This is a genomic window from Hymenobacter antarcticus (genome assembly GCF_039539545.1).
Lineage (GTDB): Bacteria > Bacteroidota > Bacteroidia > Cytophagales > Hymenobacteraceae > Hymenobacter > Hymenobacter antarcticus.
In genome coordinates, this window is the sequence record NZ_BAABDI010000011.1 from 18693 (window position 1) to 45442 (window position 26750).

Here is a 26750-nt window from a genome sequence, read left to right on the forward strand (position 1 = left end):
GTTGCTTAGGGAATTTTGATGCTGAACTGACCATATCTCGGAACAGCTTCCCCAGCTTCTTTCATCGAAGCGTTTTCTCACCTTTCGTTACCAGAGCCGCTCAATTAGCGCCTCCTGTTGCCTGCCGGCGGCCTTTTAGTTATCAGCTGTTTGTTGTCAGTTGTTAGTTTCAAACGAGCCTAACAACTGACAACAAACAGCTGATAACCAATTACTCCATCGTGATTTCAAGTGCCAGACCACGGAGTTCGTGGAGCAACACGTTGAACGACTCGGGGATATTCGGCTTGGGCAGAATGTCACCTTTTACAATGGCTTCATATGCCTTCGCGCGGCCCACCACGTCATCCGACTTCACAGTCAGGATTTCCTGGAGCACGTTGGAAGCACCAAAGGCTTCCAATGCCCACACCTCCATCTCGCCGAAGCGCTGGCCACCGAACTGCGCCTTACCACCCAGCGGCTGCTGCGTGATGAGCGAGTATGGCCCAATGGAACGAGCGTGCATCTTGTCGTCCACCAAGTGACCAAGCTTGAGCATATAAATCACGCCCACGGTTACCGGCTGGTCGAAACGGTCGCCCGTCAGGCCATCGTGCAGGTAAGCCCGGCCCCAATCGGGCAGGTTGGCAGCGGTCAGCTCGTGCGCCACTTCGTCTTCGGTAGCACCGTCGAAAATCGGGGTAGCATAGGTGCGACCCAATTTCAGACCGGCCCAGCCGAGTACGGTTTCGTAAATCTGACCGATGTTCATCCGGCTTGGTACACCAAGCGGGTTCAGCACGATATCCATCGGCGTGCCGTCGGGCAGGAAGGGCATGTCCTCATCGCGCACGATGCGGGCTACTACACCCTTGTTACCGTGGCGGCCGGCCATTTTATCACCCACCTTCAGCTTGCGCTTCTTGGCGATGTAAACTTTGGCTAGCTGCACGATGCCGGCGGGCAGCTCATCCCCTACTTCCAAGGTAAAGCGCTGACGCTTAAACTTCGCAGTGATGGTGTTGCGGCGCTTGGCGTAATTACGCACCAGCGTCAGCACCAGGCCATTCACGCGGGCGTCAGCCGTCCAACCTTCCAGAATCAGGTCCTTAAACAGGTTCACCTCTTCCGGAACGGCGTAGTTGCTTTCGTCCTTGTAAGGATTCTTCTCGGGGAACATCCCCTCGTTGATGTTCTTACGGTTGAACTTAACGCCCTTGGAAATCATCTCCTCGCCGAAGCGGTGTTTGATACCCTGGCTCGTCTTGCCTTCCAGCAGCTGCACCAGCTTATCAACCATGATGGCCTTCACGCCGCGCAGCTCCTGCGCGTAGGTCGCCTTCAGGTCTTCCACTTCCTTCTTCGACTTGGCCCGCAGGTTTTTGTCTTTCTTCGGACGCGAAAACAGCTTGGTGCCGATAACCACACCCTGCAAGGAGGGCGGCGCTTTCAGCGAGGCATCCTTCACATCGCCGGCCTTATCACCGAAGATGGCGCGGAGCAGCTTCTCTTCCGGAGTGGGGTCCGTCTCACCTTTCGGCGTGATTTTACCAATCAGAATGTCGCCTTCTTTCACCTCCGCGCCGAGGCGGATGATGCCGTTGTCATCGAGGTTACGCACGGCTTCTTCGCTCACGTTCGGAATTTCCGAGGTCAACTCTTCTTCGCCGCGCTTAGTCTCGCGCACTTCCAGCTCAAACTCCTCAATGTGAATCGAGGTGAAAATGTCGTCACGAACCACGCGCTCCGAGATGACAATGGCATCCTCGAAGTTGTAACCCTGCCACGGCATAAAGGCCACCTGCATGTTACGGCCCAAGGCGAGTTCGCCCTGATTGGTGCCGTAGCCTTCGCAGAGGGCCTGGCCTTTGGTCACCCGCTCGCCGCGCTTCACGAGCGGCGTCAGGTTGAGGCAGGTGTCCTGGTTGGTGCGACGGAACTTGATGAGGTCGTAGGTAATCCGCTCCGCGTCGAAGCTCACCATGATGTCGTCGTCCGTGAGGTCGTACTTCACCACAATTTTGTTGGCGTCCACGTAGTCAATCACGCCTTCGCCTTCCGACATAATCAGGGTACGCGAGTCGCTGGCAATCCGTGCTTCCAGACCCGTGCCCACAATCGGAGCCTCAGGACGGAGCAGCGGCACTGCCTGGCGCTGCATGTTCGAGCCCATCAGGGCCCGGTTGGCGTCATCGTGCTCCAGGAACGGAATCAGCGAAGCCGCGACCGATACAATCTGGTTCGGGGCCACGTCCATGTAGGAGTACTCCGACGGGTTCACCACCGGGAAGTCACCTTCAAAACGGCCTTTCACCAGCTCCTGAGTCAGGTTGCCCTTCTCATCGAGCAGGGAGTTGGCCTGGGCGATGTGGTGGGTATCCTCTTCTTCAGCAGTCAGGAACTTCACGTTCGTGCTCATGTCCACCTTGCCGCCTTTTACGTCGCGGTAAGGGGTTTCGATGAAGCCCATGGCATTTACGCGGGCGTGCACGCACAGCGACGAAATCAGACCAATGTTTGGTCCTTCCGGCGTTTCAATCGTGCAAAGACGACCATAGTGGGTGTAGTGAACGTCACGTACTTCGAAACCCGCGCGCTCCCGCGACAGACCTCCCGGCCCGAGTGCCGATACGCGACGCTTGTGCGTCACCTCAGCCAGCGGGTTGGTCTGGTCCATGAACTGCGACAGCTGGTTCGTACCGAAGAACGAGTTGATAACACTGGACAGCGTCCGGGCATTAATCAGGTCCACCGGCTTGAAATCCTCGTTGTCCCGCACGTTCATGCGCTCCTTGATGGTACGCGCCATACGGGCTAGGCCCACGCCGAACTGGGCGTAAAGCTGCTCGCCCACGGTGCGCACCCGGCGGTTGCTCAAGTGGTCAATGTCATCGACGATGGCCTTCGAGTTAATCAGGCCAATCAGGTACTTCACGATGAGAACGATGTCCTCAGTGGTCAGTACCCGCGACTCCTGCGCCATATCAATCTGGAGCTTCTTGTTAATCCGGTAGCGGCCCACCTCACCGAGGTCGTAGCGCTTATCCGAGAAAAACAGCTTCTGGATGATATCACGAGCAGTTTCTTCGTCGGGAGCCTCCGTATTCCGGAGTTGACGGTAAATTTGCTCAACGGCTTCCTTCTCCGAGTTGGAGTTGTCTTTCTGCAGCGTGTTGTAGATAATCGCGAAATCCGCGATGTTCACATTCTCGCGGTGCAGAATCACCGACTTCACGCCGGCCTCCAGGATTACGTCGATATCAGCTTCCTCAATCATGGAGTCACGCTCCAGCAACACCTCGTTGCGGTCGATGGAAACCACTTCGCCGGTATCCTCGTCCACGAAGTCTTCCGTCCAGGTGCGCAGCACCCGGGCCGCCAGCTTGCGACCAACGGCTTTCTTGAGGTTTTTCTTATCAGCCTTCACTTCCTCCGACAGCCCGAACAGGTCGAGAATGTCTTTGTCGGTGCCATAACCGATTGCGCGAAGTAGCGTCGTCACCGGGAATTTCTTCTTCCGGTCGATGTACGCGTACATCACGTTGTTCACGTCCGTAGCGAATTCAATCCACGAACCTTTGAACGGAATAATCCGGGCCGAATACAGCTTGGTACCGTTCGTGTGCTTGCTCTGGGCGAAGAATACGCCCGGCGAGCGGTGCAGCTGCGATACAATAACGCGCTCGGCGCCGTTGATAACGAACGAACCCTTCACAGTCATGTAAGGGATGTTCCCGAGGAACACCTCCTGCTCAATCGTCTCGAAGTCCTCGTTGTCCTTATCATTGCAAATCAAACGCAGCTTGGCCTTCAGCGGAACCGAATAGGTCAAACCACGGTCGATGCACTCGTCGACCGAATATTTCGGCGGGTCAACGTGATAGTCGATAAAGTTGAGTACGAAGTTTTCGCGCGAGTCCGAAATCGGGAAGTTCTCGGCGAACACTTTGAACAATCCTTCGTTAGAACGACGCTCAGCAGCGGTTTCCAACTGAAAGAATTCCTGGAACGAGCGAACCTGCACGTCCAGAAAGTCCGGGTACTCGATAACCTTCTTAATCTTGGCGAAATTGATTCGCTCGGCGGCCGTTTTCTTCAGGGCGGCCGTCTTTGCTTTCGGTGTAGCCAATGCGATGGGGATTAAAAGATGGACACAGAAGCGTAAAAAGGAGGCCAGGGTGGCGGCCCGTCAACAACACGGGCCAGGCCCGCACTCCTTAACAAACTGATAACAGTATAGTTAGCTGACGCAAAGAAGCGCGAACTGGTTGGCTCGCGCTTTTGACACGCTACAAACAGGAAAAGACCTGGCTAAGTTGCCAGGTCTATCCTTATTCGAAGCGGGTCCGGAGATGCTTCAGGAGCAGAAATTACTTAACCTCTACTTCAGCACCGGCTTCCTCGAGCTGCTTTTTCAGCGACTCAGCCTCGTCCTTGGTTACGCCTTCTTTCACGGCCTTGGGAGCACCGTCAACCAGTTCTTTGGCTTCTTTCAGGCCCAGACCGGTCAGGTCCTTCACCAGCTTCACAACAGCGAGTTTAGCGCCGCCGGCAGCCTTCAGGATAACGTCGAACGACGTCTTCTCCTCGGGAGCCTCGTCAGCAGCAGCAGCGCCACCACCGGCCATCATTACGGGAGCAGCAGCAGCGGGCTCGATGCCGTACTCGTCCTTCAGGATGGTTGCCAATTCGTTTACTTCTTTCACCGTCAGGTTTACAAGCTGCTCAGCGAATGCTTTCAAATCTGCCATTTCTGTAGATTGTTAAAAAAATGTGTTGTTGAAAATTTATTGTTGAAGTCGAAAAAGAAGATTGGCGCTTAGGCGGCCTCTTTTTCGGAAAGCGTTTTGAGGATACCGGCCAGTTTGTTGCCGCCGCTCTGAAGAGCCGAGATAACATTTTTGGCGGGCGACTGCAGCAAACCGATAAGCTCGCCGAGCAATTCCTGCTTGCCTTTGAGGGTCGTGAGACCTTCGAGCTGGTCGGAGCCGATGTAGATGCTGGCATCCACATAAGCGCCTTTCAGCACAGGCTTGGGGGTAACGTTGCGGCCGTAGGCCTGCGATTTGTAGAAGTCACGCAGCAGTTTGGCAGGAGCCGAGCCGCTCTCCGAGGAGAACAATACGCCCGACTGGCCTTTCAGTGCGGCATCCATCTCCGAGGTGTCGTGGCCCAAAGTGTCCAGCGCTTTCCGGATAAAGGTGTTTTTGTACACCTTGTATTCCATCCCGCGGTTGAAGCACAGACGACGAAACTCGTTGATTTTCGCTACCGACATCACCGAAGCATCGACAATGTAGAACGAGTTGTGCGATTGAATCTTTCCGCTCAACTCATCCACGAGGGTTTGTTTTTCTTCCCGAGTCATGTTTGGTTGGTTTAATTAGCTAGCGGAATTTACCTGGCTGTCCACCGGAACGGCGGGCGACATCGTGCTGCTGAGCGTGATGCTCTTGATGTAGGTGCCTTTCGACGAAGAAGGCTTCAGGCGACCCAACGTCTGGATAATCTCCAGGGCGTTTTCGGCCAGCATCTTCTCATCAAACGATACTTTACCCACCGAGCAGTGAATGATACCGGTTTTGTCAACTTTGAAGTCGATTTTACCAGCTTTCACTTCCTGCACAGCCTTGGCTACGTCGGTCGTTACGGTGCCCGACTTCGGGTTCGGCATCAGACCACGGGGACCGAGTACACGGCCCAGGCGACCTACCTTAGCCATTACGGCGGGCATGGTGATGATTACGTCGATGTCGGTCCAACCTTTTTCGATTTTGGCGATATAGTCGTCCAAACCCACGAAGTCGGCGCCGGCGGCCAGGGCTTCGGCCTCCTTGTCGGGAGTAACCAGGGCCAGAACGCGAACGGTTTTGCCGGTGCCGTGGGGCAGGGTGGCCACGCCACGAACCATCTGGTCCGCTTTGCGAGGGTCCACGCCGAGGCGAACGTCAATATCTACCGAAGCATCAAATTTGGTGTAGGTAATGTCCTTCACCACGATTGCGGCTTCCACGAGGCTGCGCATTTGCGTCAGGTCGTGTTTGGCAAGGGCTTCCTTGCGCTTTTTGCTTACTTGTGCCATGTGTCGTTTCTCCGTTTAATTATTCAGCAAAAGGAGAAGTGCCACTAACGGTAATACCCATGCTGCGGGCCGTACCAGCTACCGACCTCATAGCTGCTTCCACCTTGAAGGCGTTCAGGTCAGCCATTTTAGTTTCGGCGATGGTGCGAACCTGGTCCCAGGTTACCGAGCCAACCTTGTTCCGGTTCGGCTCTTTCGAACCGCTCGTCAACTTAGCAGCTTCCATGAGCAACACCGGAGCCGGTGCCGTTTTCACCACGAAGTCGAACGACTTGTCGGTATACATGGTGATTAGTACAGGACAAACCTGGCCGGCTTTATCTTGGGTGCGAGCATTGAACTGCTTGCAAAACTCCATGATGTTCAAGCCTTTGCTACCAAGTGCAGGTCCTACCGGCGGCGAAGGATTCGCTGAGCCTCCCTTTATCTGCAAGCGCAGATAACCTCTGATTTCTTTGGCCATTTGATTGGATAGTCTGGGGCGCCTACGTCGTAACTCGTGCTAGCCTCAGTTTAGTAAACTCCTGTTTGGAAGCCCCGCCGACTCGGAGCAATTAATCGGCGTGGTTGTTTTGATTATGAATCAGCTAGAACGTCATGCTGAGCGAAGCCGAAGCATCTCGCGTGTGTTACTAACTAAATCGTCAGACAGTGCGAGCGAGATGCCTCGGCTTCGCTCGGCATGACGTTCTACACTTCTTTTTCTACTTGGGTGTAGCTGAGTTCTACCGGCTGCGAGCGGCCAAAGATTTTCACTACTACATTGAGCTTCTTACGTTCTTCAAACACTTCATCAACGTTGCCGGAGAAGCCATTGAAGGGACCATCTACTACTTTCACGAGTTCGCCTACTACGTAAGGTTTGTCGAGAGTAGCGGTGGTCTGCTGCTCAGCTTCGTCCACAATGCCGAGGATGCGATTCACCTCGGTGATGTGCAGCGGAACGGGCTTATTGTTCGAAGCGTCTTTCTTGTCTTTATCGCCGAGGAAACCAATTACACCAGGCGTGCTGGTGATGATGTGGTCAACTTCGCCATGGCCGAGGTCGGCGTGGATGATGATGTAGCCGGGGTAGAGGTTCCGCTCGCGAACGCGCTTCTTGCCGTTGCGCATCTCAAACACCTTCTCCACCGGAATCAATACCTGCGGAACAAGCTCGGTCAGGTTGTGCCGGCCGAGCTCAGTTTCGAGGTAGTTTTTGGCTTTCTTTTCCTGGCCGCTCACCGAGCGCACCACGTACCATTTCAATTCGCCCATCTTGACTGTTGATTAGCGAAACGAGTTGTAAAACGCTTTAAGCACCGACTCAAAGCTGATATCCATAACGCCTACCACTACGGCAAACACGAGCGAACCAATCAGCACGAGGCCGGCGCTTTTCTGCAGCTCGGTCGTGGAGGGCCACGTTACGTTGTAACGCATTTCCTCGATGGTGGCGCGGAAATAATTGCTCAGTTTGTCCATTGGGTGAAAGAAAAACAGCATCGCTGCTGATAACGACATGGAGCGGGCCAACTGGCCCTAATTGCACGAGTGGAGAGATTCGAACTCCCGTCAAGGGTTTTGGAGACCCGTATGCTACCGCTGCACCACACTCGTGTAAAGACACTTCCCGCCAACGCATTTCGTCAAAGGGAGTGCAAAGGTAAGAGAAACAGTGGAGAAAACAAATATCCCATTCTGTTTCAGCGTAAAAAAGCCGCCCCCGAAGAGTCGAGAGCGGCTTTTTTTAGTGATTAAGCCGGAGCTTAGTCGAGAACTTCGGTTACCTGACCGGCACCTACCGTACGGCCACCCTCACGGATAGCGAAACGGAGGCCTTTCTCCATAGCCACCTTGGCGATAAGCTCCACCGTGATGGTGATGTTGTCGCCGGGCATTACCATTTCAACGCCCTCGGGGAGGGTGATGATGCCGGTAACGTCGGTGGTACGCAGGTAGAACTGCGGACGGTAATTGTTGAAGAACGGCGTGTGACGGCCACCTTCCTCTTTCGAGAGAACGTAGACTTCAGCCTTGAACTTCTGGTGAGGAGTTACCGAACCGGGCTTGCAGATAACCATGCCGCGACGGATGGCTTCTTTCTCAATACCGCGGAGCAGCAGACCTACGTTGTCACCAGCTTCGCCACGGTCGAGGATTTTGCGGAACATTTCCACACCCGTAACCGTCGACTTCAGGCCGGCAACTGCACCCATACCGAGGATGTCAACTTGCTCACCCGAGTTGATGATGCCGCGCTCGATACGACCGGTGGCAACAGTGCCACGGCCCGTAATCGAGAACACGTCCTCAACAGGCATCAGGAAGGGCAGGTCGGTGAGACGAGCAGGAATCGGAATGAACGAGTCAACCGCGTCCATCAATTCTTCGATTTTGGGAACCCAGTTGGCATCGCCGTTCAGGCCGCCGAGGGCCGAACCCTGGATAACCGGAATGTTGTCGCCGTCGAAGTCGTAGAACGAGAGCAGCTCACGGATTTCCATTTCCACCAGCTCGAGGAGCTCGGGGTCATCGACCATGTCTACTTTGTTCATGAACACCACCAGCTGAGGCACACCTACCTGACGGGCGAGCAGGATGTGCTCACGGGTCTGGGGCATCGGGCCGTCGGTGGCAGCTACCACGAGGATAGCACCGTCCATCTGGGCAGCACCGGTTACCATGTTTTTCACATAGTCGGCGTGACCGGGGCAGTCAACGTGAGCGTAGTGACGGAGCACCGTCGAGTACTCTACGTGCGAGGTGTTGATGGTGATACCACGCTCTTTCTCTTCGGGGGCGTTGTCAATCGAACCGAAATCGCGCTTTTCAGCCAGGCCCTTGCCGGCCAGCACCTGCGTGATAGCAGCAGTCAGGGTGGTCTTGCCGTGGTCGACGTGGCCGATGGTACCGATGTTTACGTGCGGCTTGGACCGGTCGAAATTTTCTTTAGCCATTGTAAAGAGTAAAAAAGAGGTGGTGAAGTGAATTTGAAGGATAAATGCGACCCTACAACAAGAAAGCGAGACTCAGCCCCTAATACTAGAAAACTGTGCGTCGCTTACCTGAGAGAACCGCGCCCACAACCCGATGATATGGCCTGTAGGACTTGTGTTGTAATCTGAGCCATTTATGGGATTTGAACCCATGACCTCTTCCTTACCAAGGAAGTGCTCTACCACTGAGCTAAAACGGCTTATTCTTTCAATTAACATTTATCAGTTAACATTTAACAGATGTTCATCGGGCAGCCTGACGGTCTGTTAGATGTTAACTGATAAATGTTAAAATGAGCGGGAGACGAGGTTCGAACCCGCGACCTGCAGCTTGGAAGGCTGCCGCTCTACCAGCTGAGCTACTCCCGCAGTTGGCCTTCAAAAAGTGGGGAGAGAAGGATTCGAACCTTCGAAAGTTTACACTAACAGAGTTACAGTCTGTCCCATTTGGCCGCTCTGGAACCTCCCCAATTTGATGCTGACCGGCCGATTGCCGGAAAGCGGACCCTCATGATGCGACGGCTACCGAAGTAGTATTGTTTCGTAAGGAGTCGCAAAATTAGGGCTTTTCTGACACAAGGCAAGCGTTGGGGCAAAAAAAGGCAATTCTTTTTTTGCCCAAAATCGGCATCATGCTCTTATATAAGGTTATAAGCAGCTTTGAGGCGGTCATCGGTTTCCTTGTCGCGGATGTTTTGCAGCACGGCTTTGAGCGCAGGCATGGTGGGCAGCAACAGGACCAGGCCGCGGTAGGCCCCCAGCCGCACCTCGTAGCGCGGGGCCGTGCGGGCGTATTCTTCCAGCATTTTGAGGCCCTTGTCGCGCTCCACGGGTGGGATATGGGTCATGAGGGTGCCGAAGGACTGGAAGTAGGCGTAGAGGTCGGCTTCGGCTACATCGGGCAGGCGGCGCAGGAACCAGGGGTACTGGTCGAGGCCACCGTTGAGGGAATAGTAGTTGGCGATGGAAACAAGGAGTGGGCTGCTGGTGGTGTTGTCGATGGCCGCTACCTGCTTGCGGGTATTGATTTCAGGCTTTTTGGCCAATACTTCGATGGCCGCGGCCGCGACCAGCACGGAACTGTCGCCCACGGCGGCCCCGTAGATGGGACCGAAATTGCCCTCGTGTAAAGTGGCCAGGGTTTTGATGGCCTGGGCCCGGACGCGGGAATTGGGGTCGGTGGTGGCGAGGCGCTGAATGTCTTTGCGCATGCCTTCGGGCTCGGGGCCTCGGTAGCGGCGAAGGTGGTCGAGAGCGAGGCGGCGTGTGTTCCAGAATTTGTCGTTGAGGGCATTGCGCAGCAGGCTGCTCACGGCCAGTTCGGCCGTTTTGTTTTGGAGCAGGTCCAAGACTTCGGATTTTTGCTGGTAGCCCCGGGCGTGGTAGTATTGGAATAGCAGCTCGTCGGTGGTGCGGGACTCATCGAGTTGGGCCAGCAGCTGGCTTTCGTTATCGAATTTGACCAGCACCGGTTTCTGGCTGGCGGGCAGCTGGAAGGTCTGGTCGGCTTTGGTGACGGTGATGCGGTGCTCGGTGGGCTGGTTGCTGCCGGTCCAGACGGCGACGGTGACGGGCAGGCGATAGACGGGCTGAAACAGGGTATCCTGGGTTTGCTGCACGCGCAGCGACACCTGACCGTTGGTGTAGGTGTGCGTGATGCGCAGCTCGGGGTGGCCGCGCTGCATGAACCACTGGTTGAAGAACCACATCAGGTCTTCGCCGGTGGTTTCTTCGAAAGCCGTGCGCAGCTTGGAGATTTCGACGGCCGAGAGCTTGTTCTGGGTGAGGTAGCGATTGAGAGAAGCGAAGAAAGCGTCATCGCCAACGTACTTGCGCAGCATGTGCAGCACGCGCCCGCCCTTGTCGTAGGAGTGGCGGTCGAGCATGTCCTCCCGGTTCACGTAGCGGTAGCGGATGAGGGGCTCGCGCTTACTGTTGGCTTCTTCGAGGTAGTTATTGATTTTGATTTCCTGCACCAGGCCGGCCTCATCGGCCCCGTACTTGTGCTCGGCCCAGAGGAATTCAGAGTAATCGGCAAATGACTCGTTCAGGGGCAGGTTGGCCCAGGACTCGCACGTCACGTAATCCCCAAACCACTGATGGAACAGTTCGTGCACAATGACGAACTCGCTGGTCTGGAAATTGGCGTCGCGCAAATCGCGGCGAGAGCTTTGCACGAAACTGCCGAAGGTTGACGCAGTGGTGTTTTCCATGGCCCCGCTCACGTAGTCACGCACCACGATTTGCGAATACTTCTCCCAGGGGTATTCCACGCCCAGCTTTTTGGAGAAGAAATCCAGCATTTCGGGCGTACGGCCGAATACGGCCCGGGCGGTGGCGGCGTACTGGGGTTCGACGTAATAATCGACGGGCTTGCCGTGCCAGGAATCGCTAACCAGGGCAAAGTCCCCCACCACCATGGTGGCCAGGTAGGGCGCATGCGGCTGGCTCAGCTTCCAGGTATCGGTACGGGTGCCGTCAGAATTGGCGTGCGAGGCCGTGAGCAGGCCGTTGGAGAGCGTTTTGAACTGCTTCTCTACGGTCATGCTGATTTCCTGGGTCATCCGCTGGTTGGGCTTGTCGATGGTGGGAAACCAGCAGGAGCTGGACTCCGTCTCGCCCTGCGTCCAGATTTGGCGGGGCTTGTTCTTTTCGAGCCCCAACGGGTTGATGAAGTAGAGGCCTTTGTCGGAAGTGATGGCGCTGGAGCCGCCTTGGGGCAGCTCGTTGGGCTTGGCCACGTACACGATGCGCACCTGGTAGGACGTGCTGCGCGGGTACTGCTGGCCGAGGGCGATGACGAGCTTGCGACGGTTGTAATTGTAGTTGAGGCCCTTGTTTTTCTTGTCGCCAACCAGCTCTACTTTCTGAATGTCGAACCCTTTGGCATCGAGCACTACTTCCGACTGCGGGTAGAAATGCGAGCGCAGCGTGAGGATAGCCGTGCCCAGCAAGTGCTGCTTCTTGTAGTCGAAGCGGACGTCCAGCCTGGTGTCGAGCACATCAGTCAGAATGGTGGCAGCGGGCTGCACCGGGGCATCCGACGGCAGCCACGAAGGCACCACAATGCTGGCCGCCGCCGGCGCGGGAGCAGGCAGCACCACGGCTTTTTTATGCACGGGGGTTTTAGCCGAATGCTTGGGCGCAACCTGAGCAACGGCCACTAAATGAACGAATAATAATAGGCTGGTAAGGCCCGGAACCAGATACTTCATGCCAACAACAACGGGCGAAAAACGCCTCAATTTCCGAATTAATTTGAGATTTGGGCTACCTTTAACCCCGGCTCTCGCCCCACCCTATCCGCTCCAGATGATTCAAATAAGCACCAGCCCCGGCCAACTCTGGGAAGTTGACTACCGCGCCGCCGATTCTATCGACCTCAACGGCGAGCCTTTTGCCTGGGACATCGCCGATTTGGGGCAGGGCCGCTTTCATGTGCTGCACGAAGGTCGTTCTTATAATGCAGAAGTTGTAGAAGCCGACTACACCACAAAAAGTATCGTGCTTAAAATAAATGGTCAGCGGGTGGAGCTGGCTGCTAAGGACCGGTTCGACCTGCTGCTAGAGCGCCTGGGCATGAGCAATGCCGCCGTCGCCAAAGTCAACGAGCTGAAAGCCCCCATGCCGGGCCTCATCGTTGATATTCGGGTGGAGATTGGGCAGGAGGTGCTCAAAGGCGACGCGCTGCTAGTGCTGGAAGCCATGAAAATGGAGAATATTCTGAAAGCGCCGGCCGATGGCACCGTGGCCACTATTAAAGTGGTGCTGCGCGACAACGTGCAGAAAGGGCAGGTGCTGGTGCAGTTCGCCTGATTTTTAGAATCTTGTATTTTCCGTCATTTCCCATTGCACCATTTATGACTACCGAAGAAAGATTCAAGCAACTGGAAGAGGTGATGGTCGAAATGCTGCGCAAGCAAGACCGCACGGTGGAAGAACTCGCTCGCGTGCGCGAAGGGCAAAGCGAGTTGAATACTAAAGTAGTGCGCGTAGAAAACCGCATCGAACGCGTGGAAGGCAAGTTGGAAGACGTTAGCCGAAACGTATTGGAGTTGCGCCGGGATACAGAGAAATTTCAGCAGGAAACAACAGCTGGCTTGACTCAAATTATAGATTTAATCCGCGGCCTTAAATAAAGGGTTTGCCTGAAAACCAAAAAAAATTGAAATACCACCGTATCCTCCTCAAGCTCAGCGGCGAAGCGCTGATGGGCCAGCAACAGTACGGCATCGATGCCGAGCGGCTGATGCAATACGCCTCCGAAATTAAGTCGGTGGCGGCGACCGGTGTGCAGGTAGCCGTGGTGATTGGCGGCGGCAACATTTACCGCGGTGTGCAGGCCGAAGCCTTTGGCCTCGACCGCGTGCAGGGCGACTACATGGGCATGCTGGCCACGGTCATCAACTCCATGGCCCTGCAAAGCGCCCTGGAGAAGCTCGAAGTGAGCACACGCCTGCTTTCGGGCCTCACCATTCAGCGGGTGTGCGAGCCGTATATCCGGCGGCGCGCGGTGCGGCACCTGGAAAAGGGCCGCGTGGTGATTTTCGGGGCCGGTATTGGCTCGCCCTACTTCACCACCGATTCGGCGGCTTCGCTGCGGGCCATTGAGATTGAGGCCGACGTGGTGCTGAAAGGTACCCGCGTAGATGGCATCTACACGGCCGACCCGGAGAAGGACCCCACCGCCACGCGCTACCCCGAAATCACCTTCGACGAGGTGCTGAGCAAGAATCTGAACGTGATGGACATGACGGCCTTCACGCTGTGCAAGGAGAATAACCTGCCCATCATCGTATTCGACATGAACACGCCGGGCAACCTGGAGCGCCTGCTGAACGGCGAGCCGATGGGCACGCTGGTGAGCGCGGCCGGTGCCGGTGTCGGCCGCGATGGCCGCAAGGCTACGCCCGCCCCGAAGCAGAGCCTGTTGCAGCCGGTGGTGGGCGACCAGCCGGAGCAAGCGTAAGGCAGTTAAAAGTTAAAAGTTGAGAGTTAAAAGGCATATGATATTCGTTTAGCGACGAATTTTGCCCCTCTCAGCTTTTCCTTTAACTCTTCACTTTTAACTTTTAACTCTCTTCAAATGGACGAAGAAATTCAGTTTTACCTCGACGAGCTTGCGGAATCGATGAGCAAGGCCCTGGCCCACGTAAACGTGGAAATGAGCCGCATCCGGGCTGGCAAGGCTTCGCCGGCTATGCTCGACGGCCTGCGCGTGGATTACTACGGCACCCCTACTCCCATCGGCCAGATTGCGACAGTGACGGCTCCTGATGCCCGCTCGCTGCTCATCAAACCCTGGGAGAAAAACATGGTGAGCGAGGTAGCCAAGGCCATCAAAAACAGCGACCTGGGCCTGAACCCGGTGTCGGATGCCGATGGCGTGCGCCTCAACATCCCGGCCATGACCGAGGAACGCCGCCGCGAGCTGGCGAAACAAGCCAAAAACGAATCGGAAGCGGGTAAGGTGCGGGTTCGTGGCATTCGCAAGGACGTGAATGAGTCGCTGCGCAAGCTGCTGAAAGAAGGCGCATCGGAAGATGCGGTGAAGAGCGCCGAAGAAAAAGTGCAGAAAACCACCGACTCTTTTATTGCCGAGGTTGAAAAAACCCTCAGCAAGAAGGAAACGGAGATTATGACCATCTGATTTGGTCTTGTTGAAAAAGAAAGAGCCCGGCGAGTTATCGTCGGGCTCTTTTTCTGTTCGGGAAGTTACCGCAGAGGGACGCGGAGGAAAACCGCGGAGGTACGCGGAGCCGTTCTAGCGTAGCAGGGCAGCTTCGACGGCGGCGGGCACCAAGTAGCGGATGGACTTGCCGGTACGCAGGCTTTCGCGGATGTAGGTAGCAGAAATATCCAGCAGGGGCGCGGCTATGACCTGGACGCGGGGGCATTGCGCTAAATCGGGCAGGGTGCTGTTGGGGCGGGGATAGACGTAGATATCGACCTCGGCCAGCAGCCGGGCCGATTCCTGCCAGCGCGGCAGGCCGGGCACATTGTCGGCCCCCATCAGGAGCACGAACTCGTGGCCGGGGTGGCGCTGGCGCAGGGCATCGAGCGTGGCGATGGTGTAGCTGGGGCGCGGCAAGCCGAATTCAATGTCTTCGGCGCGCAGGCGGGGGTTGCCGGCAATGGCCAGCTGCACCAGGTGCAGCCGCTGCGCATCGGGCAGCAGGTCGGCCACGGCTTTGAAGGGGCTGTGGGGCGACACTACGAACCAGACCTCGGCCAGGTCGGTGCGGGTGGCGAAATGCTCGGCCAGAATGAGATGGCCGACGTGCACCGGATTGAAGGACCCGAACAGCAGGCCGATGCGGGTTGTCATCCTGAGCGGAGCGAAGAACCTTATCACAGTGGAATAACAAACCAAGCGGTGCGAACGTGATAAGGTCCTTCGCTCCGCTCAGGATGACAGCTACACGATGGCCGGCTCGGCGCTGATGAACTGCCGTACCAGATGCTCGGCGTGGGCGGTGGCTTCGTCGAGGTCGTCGTTGACGACGGTCACGTCGAACCGGTCCTCAAACGCGAGCTCGAAGTTGGCTTTATACACCCGCGAAGAAATGCTGGATTGCGAGTCGGTGGCACGGGCCTGCAGGCGCTGCTCCAGAACTTCGATGGACGGCGGGCGGACAAAAATCGCCAGGGCACGGTCTTTGTAAAACTCTTTGATGCTGAGGCCGCCTTTCACATCGACATCAAGAATGGCGTGCTTGCCACTCTCCCAGATGCGGTCAATTTCGGACTTCAGCGTGCCGTAAAAAGCACCTTCGTACACTTCCTCCCACTCCACAAATTCGTCGTGCCGAATCTTGTCCTGAAAGTCCTGTACGGAAATGAAGTGGTAGTCTTTGCCGTTGGCTTCGGTACGGCCGCGGCGGTCGCGGGTACAGGCCGAGATGGAAAAGCTGAGTTCCGGCAGCCGCTGCATGAGCCGATGCACGATGGTGGTTTTGCCCGCGCCCGAGGGCGCCGAGAAAACAATGATTTTGCCTTGCATCACGCAAAGCTAGCCAGTCGCAACCGGTATCAGGCCATTTGGGCCCCTACCCGAGCCAAAATGGCTTCGTGCAAGCTAGCCGGGATGGGCCGGCGGGATACGCGCTGGTTCAAAAAATTAATAAAAACGCGCTGCTTCTTGATGTCGTCGAAGCAAGGCGAGCAGTCCGACGCGTTGTCGTAGAGGAAGTCTTCGTCTGCGGCATCCACGGGCTGGCCTTCGATGAGTTGTTCTAGTACAGTGTTCACTCGTTCACAGTCGGGGCCATTGTCGAGGGGAATGGCAACGGGAGCCGACGTATTGGTTTGTGTAGTAGCAGATTGGTTCATAAGTGAAAATGCGTGAAACTCGTGGAAGACAACGGTGAGCCGAGCCATCGGTGTGGCCCCCTGCTGGGGAGGTTAATTATTATCGAGGCCGGTTAGTTCCGCATCGTCTTCTATTGCTTCATTGCCATATCCCATTGACTGGGCGTATCGCTCGAGCTTATCCTTGAGGAAATTACGGGCCCGGTGCAGGCGTGACCGTACCGTACCTATCGGAATATCAAGCACTTTGGCCATTTCCTCGTAGGTAAAACCCTCGAGGTCACAGAGGATAATGACGGTGCGAAAATCGACCGGCAAAGAATTTAGCGCACTGGCCACTTCATCGCCAATCAGGTCGCGGGTCGACTGCTGGCGCATGTCGGACGACGAGGCTCCGATTTCGCCCTCCGCTTCTACATCGTCGGGGTTATAATAGCCCTCAATCTCGCTGTAATCAACCTTTGCGGGCTGCTTGCTCTTCTTGCGAAAGTCGTTGATGAACGAATTCTTAAGAATGCGGAAAAGCCACGCCTTGGCGTTGGTGCCGGGTTCGAAATACTCAAAAAAGCGGTATGCCTTGAGGTAGGTTTCCTGCACCAGGTCGTTGGCGTCGTCCTCATCGAGGGTGAGGCGGTAGGCAAAGTTGTAGAGCGGGTCGAGCACCGGCATGAGCTCGGCCTGAAAGCGCCGGTCTTTCTCCTCTTTGCTCAGTTTTACCCGTTCGGGGGAATCGCTCATACAGGTGGGCGGGGGAAATTGCAGGTCGAAACCTACGAAATATTGAGGAATTAGAAGATGTCTGGCTTAATCAGCTACTCGGAGGTGGTGGGTAGCTGGGTTGCCGGGTTGCCTCAGGGCGCTGCTGTGTGCCAGGCGGCTACCCGGCGGCGAACCGTCAAAAGTAGCTGTATGGCACGCTTTATATTGCCCGATGTACGGATTGCAATGCAGAGTAGGTTGCGCAACCAGACCAGCGGTAGCTACCTAACCGGGCAAATTCCCGCTTGTTCGCTAGTTAGAGGGCATTTATTCTTTGCCGGGCAAAGGCTCCCAGGCCAGCACGCGGGCCGCCACGGCGAGGGGTTCGATGGCCCGAATGCAGGTACAGGCGGCCGGCTGGGCGCGGCAATCGGCACAATCAGGTTTGTCAAAAACCATGTAATCGGCGTGCGGGCCCAGCGGCCCCCAGCGGCCGGGGTGCATGGGCCGGATGGGCGGATACAGGCCCAGCGCGTGCCGCCCCAGCGCGGCGGCCAGGTGCAGCGGGCCGGTGCTGCCGGCTACCAGCCCATCGGCGGCGGCAATGAAGGCGATGAACTGCGGCAGGCTGAGCTGGCCGGTGAGGTCGGCGGCCAGGAAAGCCGCATTCGCCTGCCGCCAGTGGGCCAGCTCCTCCCCTTCTGCCGCCGTGCCGGTAACGAATACGCGGTGGCCGGCCTGGTGCAGCAGCCGGGCAAGGTGCACGAAATTATCGAGGCCCCATTCGCGGGCGCTGCCCCGGCTGCGCGGATGCAGGATTACGTTGAGCTGGCCCGGCTGGCGCTCCTGAAGCAGCAGCTGGAACGGCGCGGGAAGCGGCTGGGCAGGTTGCAGGCGCACCAAGCTAGCTACTTCCGAAAGTGGCATTTCTGGCGCGGCCCCGAGCGGCTGGAGCAGCTTCAGGTTCAGCTGGGCTTCGTGCAGGGGCGAATGGCGGCGGCTGAGGGCTACGAGCCGGTTGCAGGTGAGCCAGTGCGGCCAGCGGTTGCGGGTACCGATGCGGATGGGAATCCGGGCCTTTTGGGCGAGGCGGGCGAGGGTTTTGTTGGGAAAAACGTGGATGATGGCGGCGGCTTCACAGGCTCGCAGCATGGCCACTTGTTCAGCCTCGGGCTGTTTCAGCAGGTCGTCGAGGTTCAGGAAATCATCGACCCACGGGCAGGCGGCGGCCACCGGAGCGGTGTAGGTGCGGCCGATGAGGACGACCCGGCAGCCGGGAAACAGCTGCCTGAGCCGGCCGCACACCGGCAGGGTCAGCACCACGTCGCCAATGGCATCGGTGCGCGACACGAGGAAGGTTTGACGAATTTCCGGGCTCATGCTTCGGCGCGTTCGGTGCGGGTTTTCAGCTTGGCGAATTTCAGGAATACGCCCCAGGCCGAGATGCCGGCGATGCACAGGCCCGCGAAGCCGTCGAGCAGGCCCAGCCGGAATACGTAGCCGTGCGTGAATTTCCAGAGTGGCTTGAGCAGCAGGTGAAACAGCGTGACGCGGGTACGGCCGCGCAGGGCCAGCTCCTGGGCCGTGATGCTGGTGAACTTGTTGAGCTGGCTGACGTGCTGCGCGATGGAATGGTAGCTGTAGTGCAGGGCGTGGCCGGCGAGCTGGCCAGTGGTCTGACCGGGGTCAACCTCGAATTTCTCGTGCAGGAGCAAGCCGGTCCAGCGGCCCAGGCGGCGGTCGTAGAGGCGCAGCTTACGGTCGGGGTACCAGCCGCCGTGGCGCACCCAGTGGCCGCAGTAGTTGGTGAGGCGGGCCAGCGAGTAGGCCGCGTGCTGCCAGTCGGCCCGGGCGGCGCGGATGGCCTGGCGCAGCTCATCGGTCAGCACTTCGTCGGCATCGAGCTGGAGAACGTGGTCGAATTGCGCTTGCGCGGTGGCGTAGTTTTTCTGCTCCACGTAGCCGGCGAAGGCGTGCTGAATAACGCGCACGCCGTGCTGCCGGCAGATGTCCACGGTGGTATCGGTGGAGAAGGAATCGACCACTACCACGTCATCGGCCACGTCGCCCAGCGCCTGGAGGCAACGGCCAATGTTGGCGGCTTCGTTGAAGGTGATGATGACGACGGAGAGGGAAACCACGCGGAAAAAAACCAGCTTAAAGGCCGGCCCGAGGCAAAGGTAAGCCGACAGCCGGGCCAGTCAATTTACACGCCGCTCCCACGGAACTTGCGGATTTGTCGTAGCAATTGCACCCTTTGCCCGTGTGCCAAACCACACTCGGTGCGTAACTTGCGGCCAAATTCGTTTCCCCAAACATGAAAAAAACGCTTTTACCCGGCCTGTTGGCCGCTGCCCTGCTTTCGCTCACCCTGCCCTCGTGCGGCCCCTCGGTGGCGGAGGACGAGGATAATGTGGCCACCGCCACCCTGCCGCCCCTGCCTGCCGCTCCTGACACCACCAAAGGGGCCAAGCAGCCCGAGCAGTCCCGCGAGCTGAACGCGGTGAACGCCGTTGAAGACATCAAAAAAATGCAGCCCCAGATGTAGACCACGGATTAGCCCGGATTTTAGCGGATTTCACGAATTTTGTGGATGCGTAAAATGGGGCTTCCCTGCTTTTGATTCATTGGGCCGTTACTGCTGAGGCGGTGGCGGCCCAATTTCTTTTTCTTCCGATTTGACTATTATGGAAACCAACATTGTGCTGCGCCGCGGCGTCGAAACGGACCTGCCGCAGGTGCTGGCCCTCATTCAGGAGCTGGCCGAATATGAGCGGGCCCCGGAAGCCGTGACCAATACCCTGGCCGCCATGCAGCGCGACGGGTTTGGCCCGGACCCCATTTTCGGCTTTTTCGTGCTGGAAGACGCGGCGCAGAAAATCACCGGGCTGGCCCTGTTCTACACCGCCTACTCCACCTGGAAGGGCCGGATGCTCTACCTGGAGGACCTGGTGGTGACCGAGGCGGCGCGGCGCGGCGGCTTCGGCCGGCTGTTGTTTGATGCCGTGGTGGCCGAGGCCCGCGCCACCGGCGCCGTGCGCCTCAAGTGGCAGGTGCTGGACTGGAATGAGCCGGCCATTGCCTTCTACAAAAAACTGGGGGCCACTATCGAGGATGAGTGGCTCAATGGCAACCTCGACGAGGCCCAGCTGGCCCACTACCACGCGGCCCCGGCGGCCGTGGCCGTGGCGGAGGCGACCACCGGGCGGCATTTGTAGGAGTTGGCGCTGCCGGTAGTGCCCCGGCTAGAGGCGCACAAAATTCCGCTGCCCGGTGCGGCCCTGCGCATCCAGCCAGTGAAGTACGTAGAAGCCCGGCACCAAGCCGGCTACGCTTAGCGTGAGCACATTGAGGCCCGTGGTGGTGGTTAGGCTGCTGGCTCGTACCGAACGCCCCAGCGCATCATAAATTCGAAAAACCACTGCGCCATCGGCGGCGGCGGGATATTGCAGGCGCAGGAAATCGTCGGTGACAGGGTTAGGGAAAATGCTGGCGCTGGCATTGGCTCCTTCGGTGCTCAGCAAAATGGGCGCGGTGTTGTCGAGCGAGCCATCGGGGCGGCGCAGGCGCAGGCGGTAGTAGAGCAGGCCGCTGGCTGGGCGCGGGTCCACCAGCTGGTACTGGCCGGTGGGGGCGCGCGGGGCCACCGTGGCCAGCGGCTCCCAGGTGGTGGTGTCGCCGCTCTGGCTGCGCTCCACCACAAAGCCGTTCAGGAAACATTCGTCGCGGGTGACCCAGGAAACGGTGGTACCGGAGGCCGGCTCGTAGCGGGCGGTGAAGGCCGTGAGCGGGGCAGGCAGCAGAGCGGGCCCGCCGCAGCCCAGGTTGCGGAAGCTGCGCCCCCGCAGTACCTGCCGGCCCCCGGCCACGTCGCTGGCGAGGTTGAGGCTGCGGGTATTCTGGCCGCGCCCGATGGCGAAGTGCATGACCGCGCCGGGCAGGTTGAGGTGCGATAGCTGCTGGGCGTGCCCCAGCTCGTGCACGGCCACCGACTCAAAATCGAGCTGCGGGGTGATGGGCGGCGCGGGGCCGAACTGAAAATTGGCCGCATCGTCGAACTGCATGTCGATTTCCTTCACCCAGAACACCAGCTCGCCATTGGGGGCGAAGCAGCCGCGGTAGTGGGTGATGGTGCGGCCCAGCACGCGGTCGGGCAGCTCAGGGCCGTTGTCGAAGGCAATTACGTTCTGGCCGTCTTCGACGATGTTATTGGTGGGATTGGGGCTGCCGACTTCCCAGTTCATGCCCGTTTGGCAGCGCCAGGTGGCCAGGGCCCGCTGCCAGGCGGCGGGCGGCGCGGGGCTGAGCGTGAAGTTGGGGGCGAAGCGGAACGTGAGGCCGCCCGTGGTATTCAGGGCAATGTGGTTGGGGCGCTGGAGGAGGTTGCCCGTGGTGCTTTCCACATTGGTGAGGGCATAAACGACGGTGAGCGAGCCGGCGCTTTCCACCGTCAGCTGGTCGGAAGCGGTGACGCGTACCTGGCCCGAACCGGCGGGCCGGCCACCCGATGAAGAAGGCACCCGCACCTGAATGCGGGCATTGGTCCAAGTGAGGTAGTCGGCATCGCGGGCTTTCACGCGGGTAGCCCCGCCATCGTCGGCGTTCTTGAACTCAACAAACCCGCTGCCCCGGCTGCTGCCGAAACCGTCGCCATCGATGGTGAGCACGGCCCCGGTACCGGCAGTGAGCGAGAGCGGCGAAAAACCCGTGATGGACGGAGCCAGCGTGCCGCGCTGGGCGAGGCCGGCAGCGGCCAGCGCCGGATTGGCCCGCAATTCTCGGCGCGCCTGGCCGGTGAGCCGGGTAATTTCCTGGTAAAACGCGGCACCGAGGGTCGGGTAGGTACGGAAGGGCTCGGCGGCGGTGCCCTCGGCGGGGTTGAATTCGATGAAGCCCTGCTGGCTGGCCACGGGCGTGAGCGCGGCGGGGCCAGCTCCGGGCCAGGGCACGGGCATCAGGAAAAAGACGCCCTGCTGGCCCGGCCGCAGCTGTAAGGTATTGGTGAGCACCTGCTGGTCGAGGCCCAGCCGGCCGCCTTCGGTGATAACGCGCAGGTTGGTGGTATCGGCTACCGCGCCCTTCAGCAGGGAAAACACCCGCAGCCGGTGCCGGGTGAACAGCCGCTGGTGCGCCGCATCCCAGAAGCTTCGCGCATCGAGCACCTCGGCCTCGACCACCAGCGCCGACTGCTGGGCGCGGCGGGCGGGCTCAATGGGTAGCAGCAGGCAATGCGTATCGGCCCCCTGGGCCTGGGCAGCGCCGGCTCCGGCCAGACCAGCGGCCAGCGTTACGGCCAAGGCCAACCCCAGCCCACGACCGGCAACACGAAAATAAAGTACGGCTGAACGCATAGTCTGAGCGAAGAAACGGTTACTCTCTGAAGATACGGAAAACGTGGGGCGACGACTTACGAGCGGCGGACTCCGTTCTGTTTTCGCACCGATTAAATTATTTCATCCCGGCTGGGGCGGGCTGGGGCTGCCGGGTGGGGGCGGCAGCGGCCAGCACGGGCCAGCCATCGGCGTAGGTCAGGGCATCGAGCAGCAGCACGCGGCGCGAGTAGCCCTCCGAATCGTCGATGGCATCGAAGGTAGGTTGGCGGGGGTCGATGGCGTGGTAAGCCAGCCAGTCGTGCCCGGCGGCGTCGGTCACCACGCAGTTGTGGCCGGGGGCGAGCCAGTGCGGGTTGGCCGCGAGCAGGGCGGCGTGGGGGTTGGCCAGGGCCGCGGCCTGCGTCTCGAAGGGGCCGGTGGCGTGGCGGGCGCGGGCCACCAGCACGGCGTAGTGGGCGTGCGGGCCGCAGCAGTTGTCCCCCGAAAAAAACAGGTAGTACCAGCCACTATGGTAATGCACCCAGGCCCCCTCAATGAGGCGGTGGTAGTCGGCGGGGTCGTCGGAATCGCTGGGCTGCACCACGGCCCGCGCCGCGCTGCCGGGCCGGAAACGTAGCCGGTCATCGGCCAGCTCGCGCACCCAGATGGGCCCGAAGCCCGAGCCCCAGTACAGCAGCCGCTGGCCGGTGGCGGGGTCGTCGAAGGCCATGGGGTCGATGCAGGTGAAGCCGGGGCCGGCCAGCAGTGGCTGCCCGCTGTCGCGAAACGGACCGGCGGGGCCATCGGCCACGGCCACGGCCAGGCTAAAGGTATCGGCCCCATCGGGCCGGGCCGAGTAGTAGAGGAAGTAGCGCCCGCCGTGCTCGCTCACGTGCGGGGCCCAGATTTTCTGGCTGGTCCGGGCCCAGTGGGGCTTTTCGGGTAGCCCTTCGCCGAGGTGTTCCCACTGCACGAGGTTGCGGGAGCGGGCTACCTGCAGGTTGATAATGACACCGGCGCGCTTGGTTTGGGTACCATAGGCGTAGTACCAGCCATCGGCCGCGCGGATGATGGTGGGGTCCGGAAAATTCTCGTCGATGATGGGGTTGGTGTACACGAGCGACAGGGGGTGAAGGAGCAACCGGGAAAACGGCGACAACTACGCCCCTAGCGCGGTTCACAAGTCAGTGTACATTTTTGAAAAAAGTTAAAAGTTGAGAGTTAAGAGTTAAAACCTAATCCGTCTGATTTTTAACTTTTAACTCTCAACTTTTAACTCAGTACATGGACCTGGAAACCGCTGTAATGAGCGAAAAACGGCCGCCATATTAGCTTACTTCAGCACGGGGTCATACAGGACGGGCCGCTGCTGCTGCAACCAGATATAGGCCGAGGCCACGTCGTCGAAGGTACCCACCCGGGGCCGGTCGATGGCGTGCACGATGTCTTCGGTGGTTTGGCGGGCTACCAGGTCGCGGGGCAGCACCCAGGCGATGAAGTGCAGGCCGGCCGCCAGCATATCCTCCAGCCACTGCACCCCCCACTGCGTGAGCTGCACCGTGGTGCGGGTGATGCTGGAATTATCGTTGAGAATTTTGGTGCAGGGCCACACCTGAATGGTTTCGAGCATCCGGCGGCAGGTGGCCCGCGATAAATCCTGGTCGTACTCACCCCGCCAATCCACATATAGCCATTCATTCAGGGCGTCGTGACCAATAAAAAGCTCGGGGGAATCAATAATAACCTGCAACTGCATGTACTGAAATACGCAAAGCACTTCAATCGACACGGATTGAGAATGCTGATATAATGAGGAAATACTGCTAAGGTACCAAATGATGCGGAAGAACCGAATTTCTTTTCAACTGGCAACCGGCGCTAGCTTTGTGGTTCGGCTAGCCAAATTCCGGGCTAAATCATTCCCAAACGTGCCGTTTCCCCTTATTCCACTTGCCCATCATGCGTACCCACCTGATTGCCCTGCTGCTACTATTGTGCCTACCCTTTAGCGGACGGGCCTGGGGCGTGCTGGGCCACCGGGCGATAGCCCGCATTGCCGAAAACCACCTTTCGGCCACCGCCAAGCGGGAAATCGGCCGTATTCTGGGCCCCGAAACCCTGCCGCTGGTCAGCACCTGGCCCGATGAGCTGCGCTCCGACCCGCAGTTCAGCAACACCGCGCCCTGGCACTACCTGAACGTGCCCGTGGGGCTCGACTTCGCGGCTTTCGTGCAGCAGCTGAACAACCCCGCCCTGGCCGCGCCAGCCGCGCCCACCAACGCCTACACGGCCCTGCTGCAAGTGCGCAAAGACCTGAAAGACCCCAAAAAGACCACCGACGAGAAGCGCGTGGCCCTCAAATTTCTGGTGCACCTGGTGGGCGACGTGCACCAGCCCCTGCACGTAGGCCATGCCGAGGACAAGGGCGGCAACGACATCAAAGTGAACTGGCGCAGCAAGGACGAAACTAACCTGCACAGCGTGTGGGACGGCGCGCTGGTGGAGTATTCCGGCTTCTCGTTCACGGAAATGGCCGCCGCCTACGACCACGCCACCCCCGCCCAGCTCAAGCAGTGGCAGAAGGACGACCTGACCACCTGGCTCTTCGAGTCCTACCAGCTCTGCCCGCCCGCCTACGCCGCCGCCGCCACCAATCCCAAGTTCGACTGGCACTTCTACCCCACCTTCGGCCCCACCGTGGAGCAGCAGATTCTCAAAGCCGGCATCCGCCTGGCCGGTGTGCTGAACGAGGCGTTCGAGAAGTAGACGTTTTGCCCGCGTTACTGCGGGCGGCCTGAACCAAAAGAAGCCCCAGTTGCATGCGCGACCGGGGCTCTTTTGTGTTTCGCAAATTCAAACCAACTCTCTCTACCCCATTAAGGCCGGCCGCTTCGCGAACCACGGCTGCGCCTGTTCCAGCTGCCCGGCCAGCCGAAACAGCACGTCCTCCCCGCCCAATGGGGCGATAAACTGCACGCCGCAGGGCAGGCCGTCGGCGGTCCAGTGCAGGGGCACCGACATGGCGGGCTGGCCCGTGAGGTTGGCCACCTGGGTGTAGGGCGTTTTTTCGAGGCTTTGCTCGGCCAGCTTCTCCACGATGCCGGAGCGGCGAATGAGGCCCCCGAGGCCGAAGGTGTTCACCACGCGCAGCAGGGTTTGCTCGAAGGGGTTGGGCTGAAGCTCGCCGATGCGCACGGGCGGCGTGGCCAGCGTGGGCGTAAGGAGCAGGTCGTAGGTTTCGTGGAAGCGGCCCATGCGGCGGGCGCTGTCGTTCCAGGTGTGGCGGGCGGCGGCAAAGTCGGCGGCGGTGTAGGTGCGGCCCAGCAGGCCCAGCAGCCAGGTGGTGGGCTCCACGTCGCGGGGCCGGGCGGGGCGGCCCAGATGCCGGGCCAGGGCGGCGATGCTGGCCCCGGTTTCGCCAAAATACAGCATCAGAAAAGCCGTGGCCACGGCCCGGCCATCGAAGGGCAGCGGCACTTCCACTACGTCGTGGCCCAGGCTTTCGAGCAGCCTGGCGGCTTCGCGCACGGCCGTGGCGCACTCCGGGTGCAGGGCACTGCCCAGCGGGTGCCCCAGGCTGAAGCCGATGCGCAGGCGGCCGGGCGGGCGGCCCGCTTCTTCCAGATAAGGCCGCGCCGGACTGGGCAAAAAGTACGGCGCGCCCGCATCGGGCCCCTGCGTGGCATCGAGCAGGGCGGCGCTGTCGCGCACCGACCGGCTGAGGACGTGCTCCACGGCCGCGCCCTGCCACTTTTCGCCCTGCTCGGGGCCGGTGGGTACCCGGCCCCGGCTGGGTTTCAGGCCAAACAGCCCGCAGCAGGCGGCCGGAATGCGGATGGAGCCGCCCCCATCGCCGGCCCCGGCCACGGGCACGATGCCCGCCGCCACGGCCGCCGCCGCCCCGCCGCTGCTACCGCCGGGCGTGTGGCCCAGGTGCCAGGGGTTGCGGGCGGGGCCGTGCAAGGCGGGCTCGGTCACGCCCATCAGGGCAAACTCGGGGGTGTTGGTTTTGCCCACTATATTGAGGCCCGTGGCCTGCCAGCGGCGCACCAGCTCGGCATCTTCGGTGGGCACGAAATTGCGTAGCGCCCGGCTGCCCGAGGTGTGCGGGGCCCCGGTGTAGTGCGCCCCGAAGTCCTTCAGCAGAAAGGGCACGCCGCCGAACGGGCCGGCCGGCAGCCCGGCCGCGGCGCGCCGCCGGGCCTGCTCGTACAGCGGGTACACCACGGCGTTGAGTCGCGGGTTCACGGCCTCGGCGCGGGCAATGGCGGCGGCGCACAGGTCGGCGGGCGTGAGCTGGCCCATACGCACGAGCGCAGCCATGGCCAGCCCGTCGAGCTGGTCGTATTCGGCGGGTGAAATCATGGCTTAAAAGTAGGGATACGC

At 59.5% G+C, this 26750-nt stretch carries 26 protein-coding genes and 4 tRNA genes; 7 read left to right on the forward strand and 23 right to left on the reverse strand.

Translation table 11 applies throughout. The features are described from left to right. Positions 1–211: 211 nt before the first annotated feature. The 13 genes from rpoB to ABD819_RS09605 form a co-directional block, all read right to left on the reverse strand. On the reverse strand, positions 212–4081 hold the full coding sequence (rpoB, locus tag ABD819_RS09545) for a DNA-directed RNA polymerase subunit beta (protein ID WP_345123735.1): 3870 nt from the start codon (positions 4079–4081) through the stop codon (positions 212–214). 271 nt (positions 4082–4352) lie between these two features. Continuing rightward, the gene (gene rplL / locus ABD819_RS09550; protein ID WP_216679900.1) at positions 4353–4733 is read right to left on the reverse strand and encodes a 50S ribosomal protein L7/L12; all 381 of its coding nucleotides are present in this window, start codon (positions 4731–4733) and stop codon (positions 4353–4355) included. 68 nt (positions 4734–4801) lie between these two features. Beyond that, entirely contained in the window at positions 4802–5350 is a 549-nt protein-coding gene (gene rplJ / locus ABD819_RS09555) for a 50S ribosomal protein L10 (protein WP_345123527.1), read from the reverse strand. A gap of 15 nt (positions 5351–5365) precedes the next feature. Next, the gene (gene rplA, locus ABD819_RS09560) at positions 5366–6064 is read right to left on the reverse strand and encodes a 50S ribosomal protein L1 (RefSeq protein WP_345123529.1); all 699 of its coding nucleotides are present in this window, start codon (positions 6062–6064) and stop codon (positions 5366–5368) included. Between the two features lie 19 nt (positions 6065–6083). Next, positions 6084–6527, reverse strand: a complete 444-nt coding sequence (rplK, locus tag ABD819_RS09565) for a 50S ribosomal protein L11 (protein ID WP_345123531.1) — start codon at positions 6525–6527, stop codon at positions 6084–6086. A 227-nt stretch (positions 6528–6754) separates the two neighbouring features. Beyond that, positions 6755–7321 (reverse strand): transcription termination/antitermination protein NusG, encoded by a 567-nt coding sequence (gene nusG, locus ABD819_RS09570; RefSeq protein WP_345123533.1) that lies wholly within the window; start codon positions 7319–7321, stop codon positions 6755–6757. Positions 7322–7333: 12 nt separating this feature from the next. Then, complete coding sequence (secE, locus tag ABD819_RS09575) at positions 7334–7528, reverse strand: preprotein translocase subunit SecE (protein ID WP_345123535.1); 195 nt, start codon at positions 7526–7528, stop codon at positions 7334–7336. 64 nt (positions 7529–7592) lie between these two features. Further along, a tRNA-Trp gene (locus ABD819_RS09580) sits at positions 7593–7663 on the reverse strand. A gap of 149 nt (positions 7664–7812) precedes the next feature. Then, positions 7813–9003 (reverse strand): elongation factor Tu, encoded by a 1191-nt coding sequence (gene tuf / locus ABD819_RS09585; protein WP_345123537.1) that lies wholly within the window; start codon positions 9001–9003, stop codon positions 7813–7815. Between the two features lie 167 nt (positions 9004–9170). After that, positions 9171–9242, reverse strand: a tRNA-Thr gene (locus ABD819_RS09590). 96 nt (positions 9243–9338) lie between these two features. Then, a tRNA-Gly gene (locus ABD819_RS09595) sits at positions 9339–9411 on the reverse strand. A 17-nt stretch (positions 9412–9428) separates the two neighbouring features. Beyond that, positions 9429–9511: transfer RNA gene (locus tag ABD819_RS09600), tRNA-Tyr, on the reverse strand. A gap of 169 nt (positions 9512–9680) precedes the next feature. Further along, positions 9681–12161, reverse strand: coding sequence for a M1 family aminopeptidase (locus ABD819_RS09605; protein ID WP_345123540.1), 2481 nt, complete (start codon positions 12159–12161; stop codon positions 9681–9683). Between the two features lie 193 nt (positions 12162–12354). Between ABD819_RS09605 and ABD819_RS09610 the strand changes: the two genes are divergently transcribed. The 4 genes from ABD819_RS09610 to frr all read left to right on the forward strand — a co-directional run bounded on the left by ABD819_RS09610 (position 12355) and on the right by frr (position 14692). Next, the gene (locus ABD819_RS09610; RefSeq protein WP_345123542.1) at positions 12355–12858 is read left to right on the forward strand and encodes an acyl-CoA carboxylase biotin carboxyl carrier protein subunit; all 504 of its coding nucleotides are present in this window, start codon (positions 12355–12357) and stop codon (positions 12856–12858) included. Positions 12859–12902: 44 nt separating this feature from the next. After that, positions 12903–13181, forward strand: a complete 279-nt coding sequence (locus ABD819_RS09615) for a hypothetical protein (protein ID WP_345123544.1) — start codon at positions 12903–12905, stop codon at positions 13179–13181. Positions 13182–13207: 26 nt separating this feature from the next. Further along, the gene (pyrH, locus tag ABD819_RS09620) at positions 13208–14011 is read left to right on the forward strand and encodes a UMP kinase (RefSeq protein ID WP_345123546.1); all 804 of its coding nucleotides are present in this window, start codon (positions 13208–13210) and stop codon (positions 14009–14011) included. Positions 14012–14128: 117 nt separating this feature from the next. Further along, on the forward strand, positions 14129–14692 hold the full coding sequence (gene frr / locus ABD819_RS09625) for a ribosome recycling factor (protein WP_345123548.1): 564 nt from the start codon (positions 14129–14131) through the stop codon (positions 14690–14692). A gap of 114 nt (positions 14693–14806) precedes the next feature. Here the strand turns inward: frr and nadD are convergent, their stop codons facing one another. The 6 genes from nadD to ABD819_RS09655 form a co-directional block, all read right to left on the reverse strand. Next, a complete protein-coding gene (nadD, locus tag ABD819_RS09630) occupies positions 14807–15370 on the reverse strand; it encodes a nicotinate (nicotinamide) nucleotide adenylyltransferase (protein WP_345123550.1) in 564 nt (187 codons plus the stop codon). 90 nt (positions 15371–15460) lie between these two features. Continuing rightward, positions 15461–16045: a guanylate kinase gene (gmk, locus tag ABD819_RS09635; protein WP_345123552.1), complete on the reverse strand. Its 585-nt coding sequence runs from the start codon at positions 16043–16045 to the stop codon at positions 15461–15463. 29 nt (positions 16046–16074) lie between these two features. Next, positions 16075–16374 (reverse strand): hypothetical protein, encoded by a 300-nt coding sequence (locus tag ABD819_RS09640; RefSeq protein ID WP_345123555.1) that lies wholly within the window; start codon positions 16372–16374, stop codon positions 16075–16077. Positions 16375–16446: 72 nt separating this feature from the next. Next, the gene (locus tag ABD819_RS09645) at positions 16447–17091 is read right to left on the reverse strand and encodes a sigma-70 family RNA polymerase sigma factor (protein ID WP_345123557.1); all 645 of its coding nucleotides are present in this window, start codon (positions 17089–17091) and stop codon (positions 16447–16449) included. 288 nt (positions 17092–17379) lie between these two features. Continuing rightward, the gene (locus tag ABD819_RS09650; protein WP_345123559.1) at positions 17380–18432 is read right to left on the reverse strand and encodes a glycosyltransferase family 9 protein; all 1053 of its coding nucleotides are present in this window, start codon (positions 18430–18432) and stop codon (positions 17380–17382) included. Further along, positions 18429–19193, reverse strand: a complete 765-nt coding sequence (locus ABD819_RS09655; RefSeq protein ID WP_345123561.1) for a glycosyltransferase family 2 protein — start codon at positions 19191–19193, stop codon at positions 18429–18431. The genes ABD819_RS09650 and ABD819_RS09655 overlap by 4 nt, the downstream gene beginning before the upstream one ends. A 176-nt stretch (positions 19194–19369) precedes the next feature. Between ABD819_RS09655 and ABD819_RS09660 the strand changes: the two genes are divergently transcribed. Together ABD819_RS09660 and ABD819_RS09665 are read left to right on the forward strand one after the other, a co-directional pair. Further along, positions 19370–19600, forward strand: coding sequence for a hypothetical protein (locus ABD819_RS09660; RefSeq protein ID WP_345123563.1), 231 nt, complete (start codon positions 19370–19372; stop codon positions 19598–19600). Positions 19601–19739: 139 nt separating this feature from the next. Further along, complete coding sequence (locus ABD819_RS09665) at positions 19740–20270, forward strand: GNAT family N-acetyltransferase (RefSeq protein WP_345123565.1); 531 nt, start codon at positions 19740–19742, stop codon at positions 20268–20270. Positions 20271–20297: 27 nt separating this feature from the next. On the opposite strand, the gene ABD819_RS09670 is transcribed toward ABD819_RS09665, so the two are convergent. The 3 genes from ABD819_RS09670 to ABD819_RS09680 form a co-directional block, all read right to left on the reverse strand. Further along, positions 20298–22403 carry a T9SS type A sorting domain-containing protein gene (locus tag ABD819_RS09670; RefSeq protein WP_345123567.1) on the reverse strand — a complete coding sequence of 702 codons (2106 nt, stop codon included), beginning with the start codon at positions 22401–22403 and terminating at the stop codon, positions 20298–20300. Positions 22404–22500: 97 nt separating this feature from the next. Beyond that, the gene (locus ABD819_RS09675; RefSeq protein WP_345123569.1) at positions 22501–23505 is read right to left on the reverse strand and encodes a glycoside hydrolase family 43 protein; all 1005 of its coding nucleotides are present in this window, start codon (positions 23503–23505) and stop codon (positions 22501–22503) included. Between the two features lie 192 nt (positions 23506–23697). After that, positions 23698–24120 (reverse strand): hypothetical protein, encoded by a 423-nt coding sequence (locus tag ABD819_RS09680; RefSeq protein ID WP_345123571.1) that lies wholly within the window; start codon positions 24118–24120, stop codon positions 23698–23700. Positions 24121–24323: 203 nt separating this feature from the next. Between ABD819_RS09680 and ABD819_RS09685 the strand changes: the two genes are divergently transcribed. Continuing rightward, positions 24324–25130 (forward strand): S1/P1 nuclease, encoded by an 807-nt coding sequence (locus tag ABD819_RS09685; protein WP_345123573.1) that lies wholly within the window; start codon positions 24324–24326, stop codon positions 25128–25130. Between the two features lie 102 nt (positions 25131–25232). Here the strand turns inward: ABD819_RS09685 and ABD819_RS09690 are convergent, their stop codons facing one another. Continuing rightward, positions 25233–26729 (reverse strand): amidase, encoded by a 1497-nt coding sequence (locus ABD819_RS09690; RefSeq protein ID WP_345123575.1) that lies wholly within the window; start codon positions 26727–26729, stop codon positions 25233–25235. Positions 26730–26750 lie beyond the last annotated feature (21 nt).

Bases quoted from the DNA above. Each gene is read 5' to 3' on its own strand.
- rplL (WP_216679900.1), bottom strand. From the start codon at position 4,733: ATGGCAGATTTGAAAGCATTCGCTGAGCAGCTTGTAAACCTGACGGTG.
- rplJ (WP_345123527.1), bottom strand. From the start codon at position 5,350: ATGACTCGGGAAGAAAAACAAACCCTCGTGGATGAGTTGAGCGGAAAG.
- rplA (WP_345123529.1), bottom strand. From the start codon at position 6,064: ATGGCACAAGTAAGCAAAAAGCGCAAGGAAGCCCTTGCCAAACACGAC.
- rplK (WP_345123531.1), bottom strand. From the start codon at position 6,527: ATGGCCAAAGAAATCAGAGGTTATCTGCGCTTGCAGATAAAGGGAGGC.
- nusG (WP_345123533.1), bottom strand. From the start codon at position 7,321: ATGGGCGAATTGAAATGGTACGTGGTGCGCTCGGTGAGCGGCCAGGAA.
- secE (WP_345123535.1), bottom strand. From the start codon at position 7,528: ATGGACAAACTGAGCAATTATTTCCGCGCCACCATCGAGGAAATGCGT.
- tuf (WP_345123537.1), bottom strand. From the start codon at position 9,003: ATGGCTAAAGAAAATTTCGACCGGTCCAAGCCGCACGTAAACATCGGT.
- ABD819_RS09610 (WP_345123542.1), top strand. From the start codon at position 12,355: ATGATTCAAATAAGCACCAGCCCCGGCCAACTCTGGGAAGTTGACTAC.
- ABD819_RS09615 (WP_345123544.1), top strand. From the start codon at position 12,903: ATGACTACCGAAGAAAGATTCAAGCAACTGGAAGAGGTGATGGTCGAA.
- frr (WP_345123548.1), top strand. From the start codon at position 14,129: ATGGACGAAGAAATTCAGTTTTACCTCGACGAGCTTGCGGAATCGATG.
- nadD (WP_345123550.1), bottom strand. From the start codon at position 15,370: ATGACAACCCGCATCGGCCTGCTGTTCGGGTCCTTCAATCCGGTGCAC.
- gmk (WP_345123552.1), bottom strand. From the start codon at position 16,045: ATGCAAGGCAAAATCATTGTTTTCTCGGCGCCCTCGGGCGCGGGCAAA.
- ABD819_RS09640 (WP_345123555.1), bottom strand. From the start codon at position 16,374: ATGAACCAATCTGCTACTACACAAACCAATACGTCGGCTCCCGTTGCC.
- ABD819_RS09645 (WP_345123557.1), bottom strand. From the start codon at position 17,091: ATGAGCGATTCCCCCGAACGGGTAAAACTGAGCAAAGAGGAGAAAGAC.
- ABD819_RS09650 (WP_345123559.1), bottom strand. From the start codon at position 18,432: ATGAGCCCGGAAATTCGTCAAACCTTCCTCGTGTCGCGCACCGATGCC.
- ABD819_RS09660 (WP_345123563.1), top strand. From the start codon at position 19,370: ATGAAAAAAACGCTTTTACCCGGCCTGTTGGCCGCTGCCCTGCTTTCG.
- ABD819_RS09665 (WP_345123565.1), top strand. From the start codon at position 19,740: ATGGAAACCAACATTGTGCTGCGCCGCGGCGTCGAAACGGACCTGCCG.
- ABD819_RS09670 (WP_345123567.1), bottom strand. From the start codon at position 22,403: ATGCGTTCAGCCGTACTTTATTTTCGTGTTGCCGGTCGTGGGCTGGGG.
- ABD819_RS09680 (WP_345123571.1), bottom strand. From the start codon at position 24,120: ATGCAGTTGCAGGTTATTATTGATTCCCCCGAGCTTTTTATTGGTCAC.
- ABD819_RS09685 (WP_345123573.1), top strand. From the start codon at position 24,324: ATGCGTACCCACCTGATTGCCCTGCTGCTACTATTGTGCCTACCCTTT.
- ABD819_RS09690 (WP_345123575.1), bottom strand. From the start codon at position 26,729: ATGATTTCACCCGCCGAATACGACCAGCTCGACGGGCTGGCCATGGCT.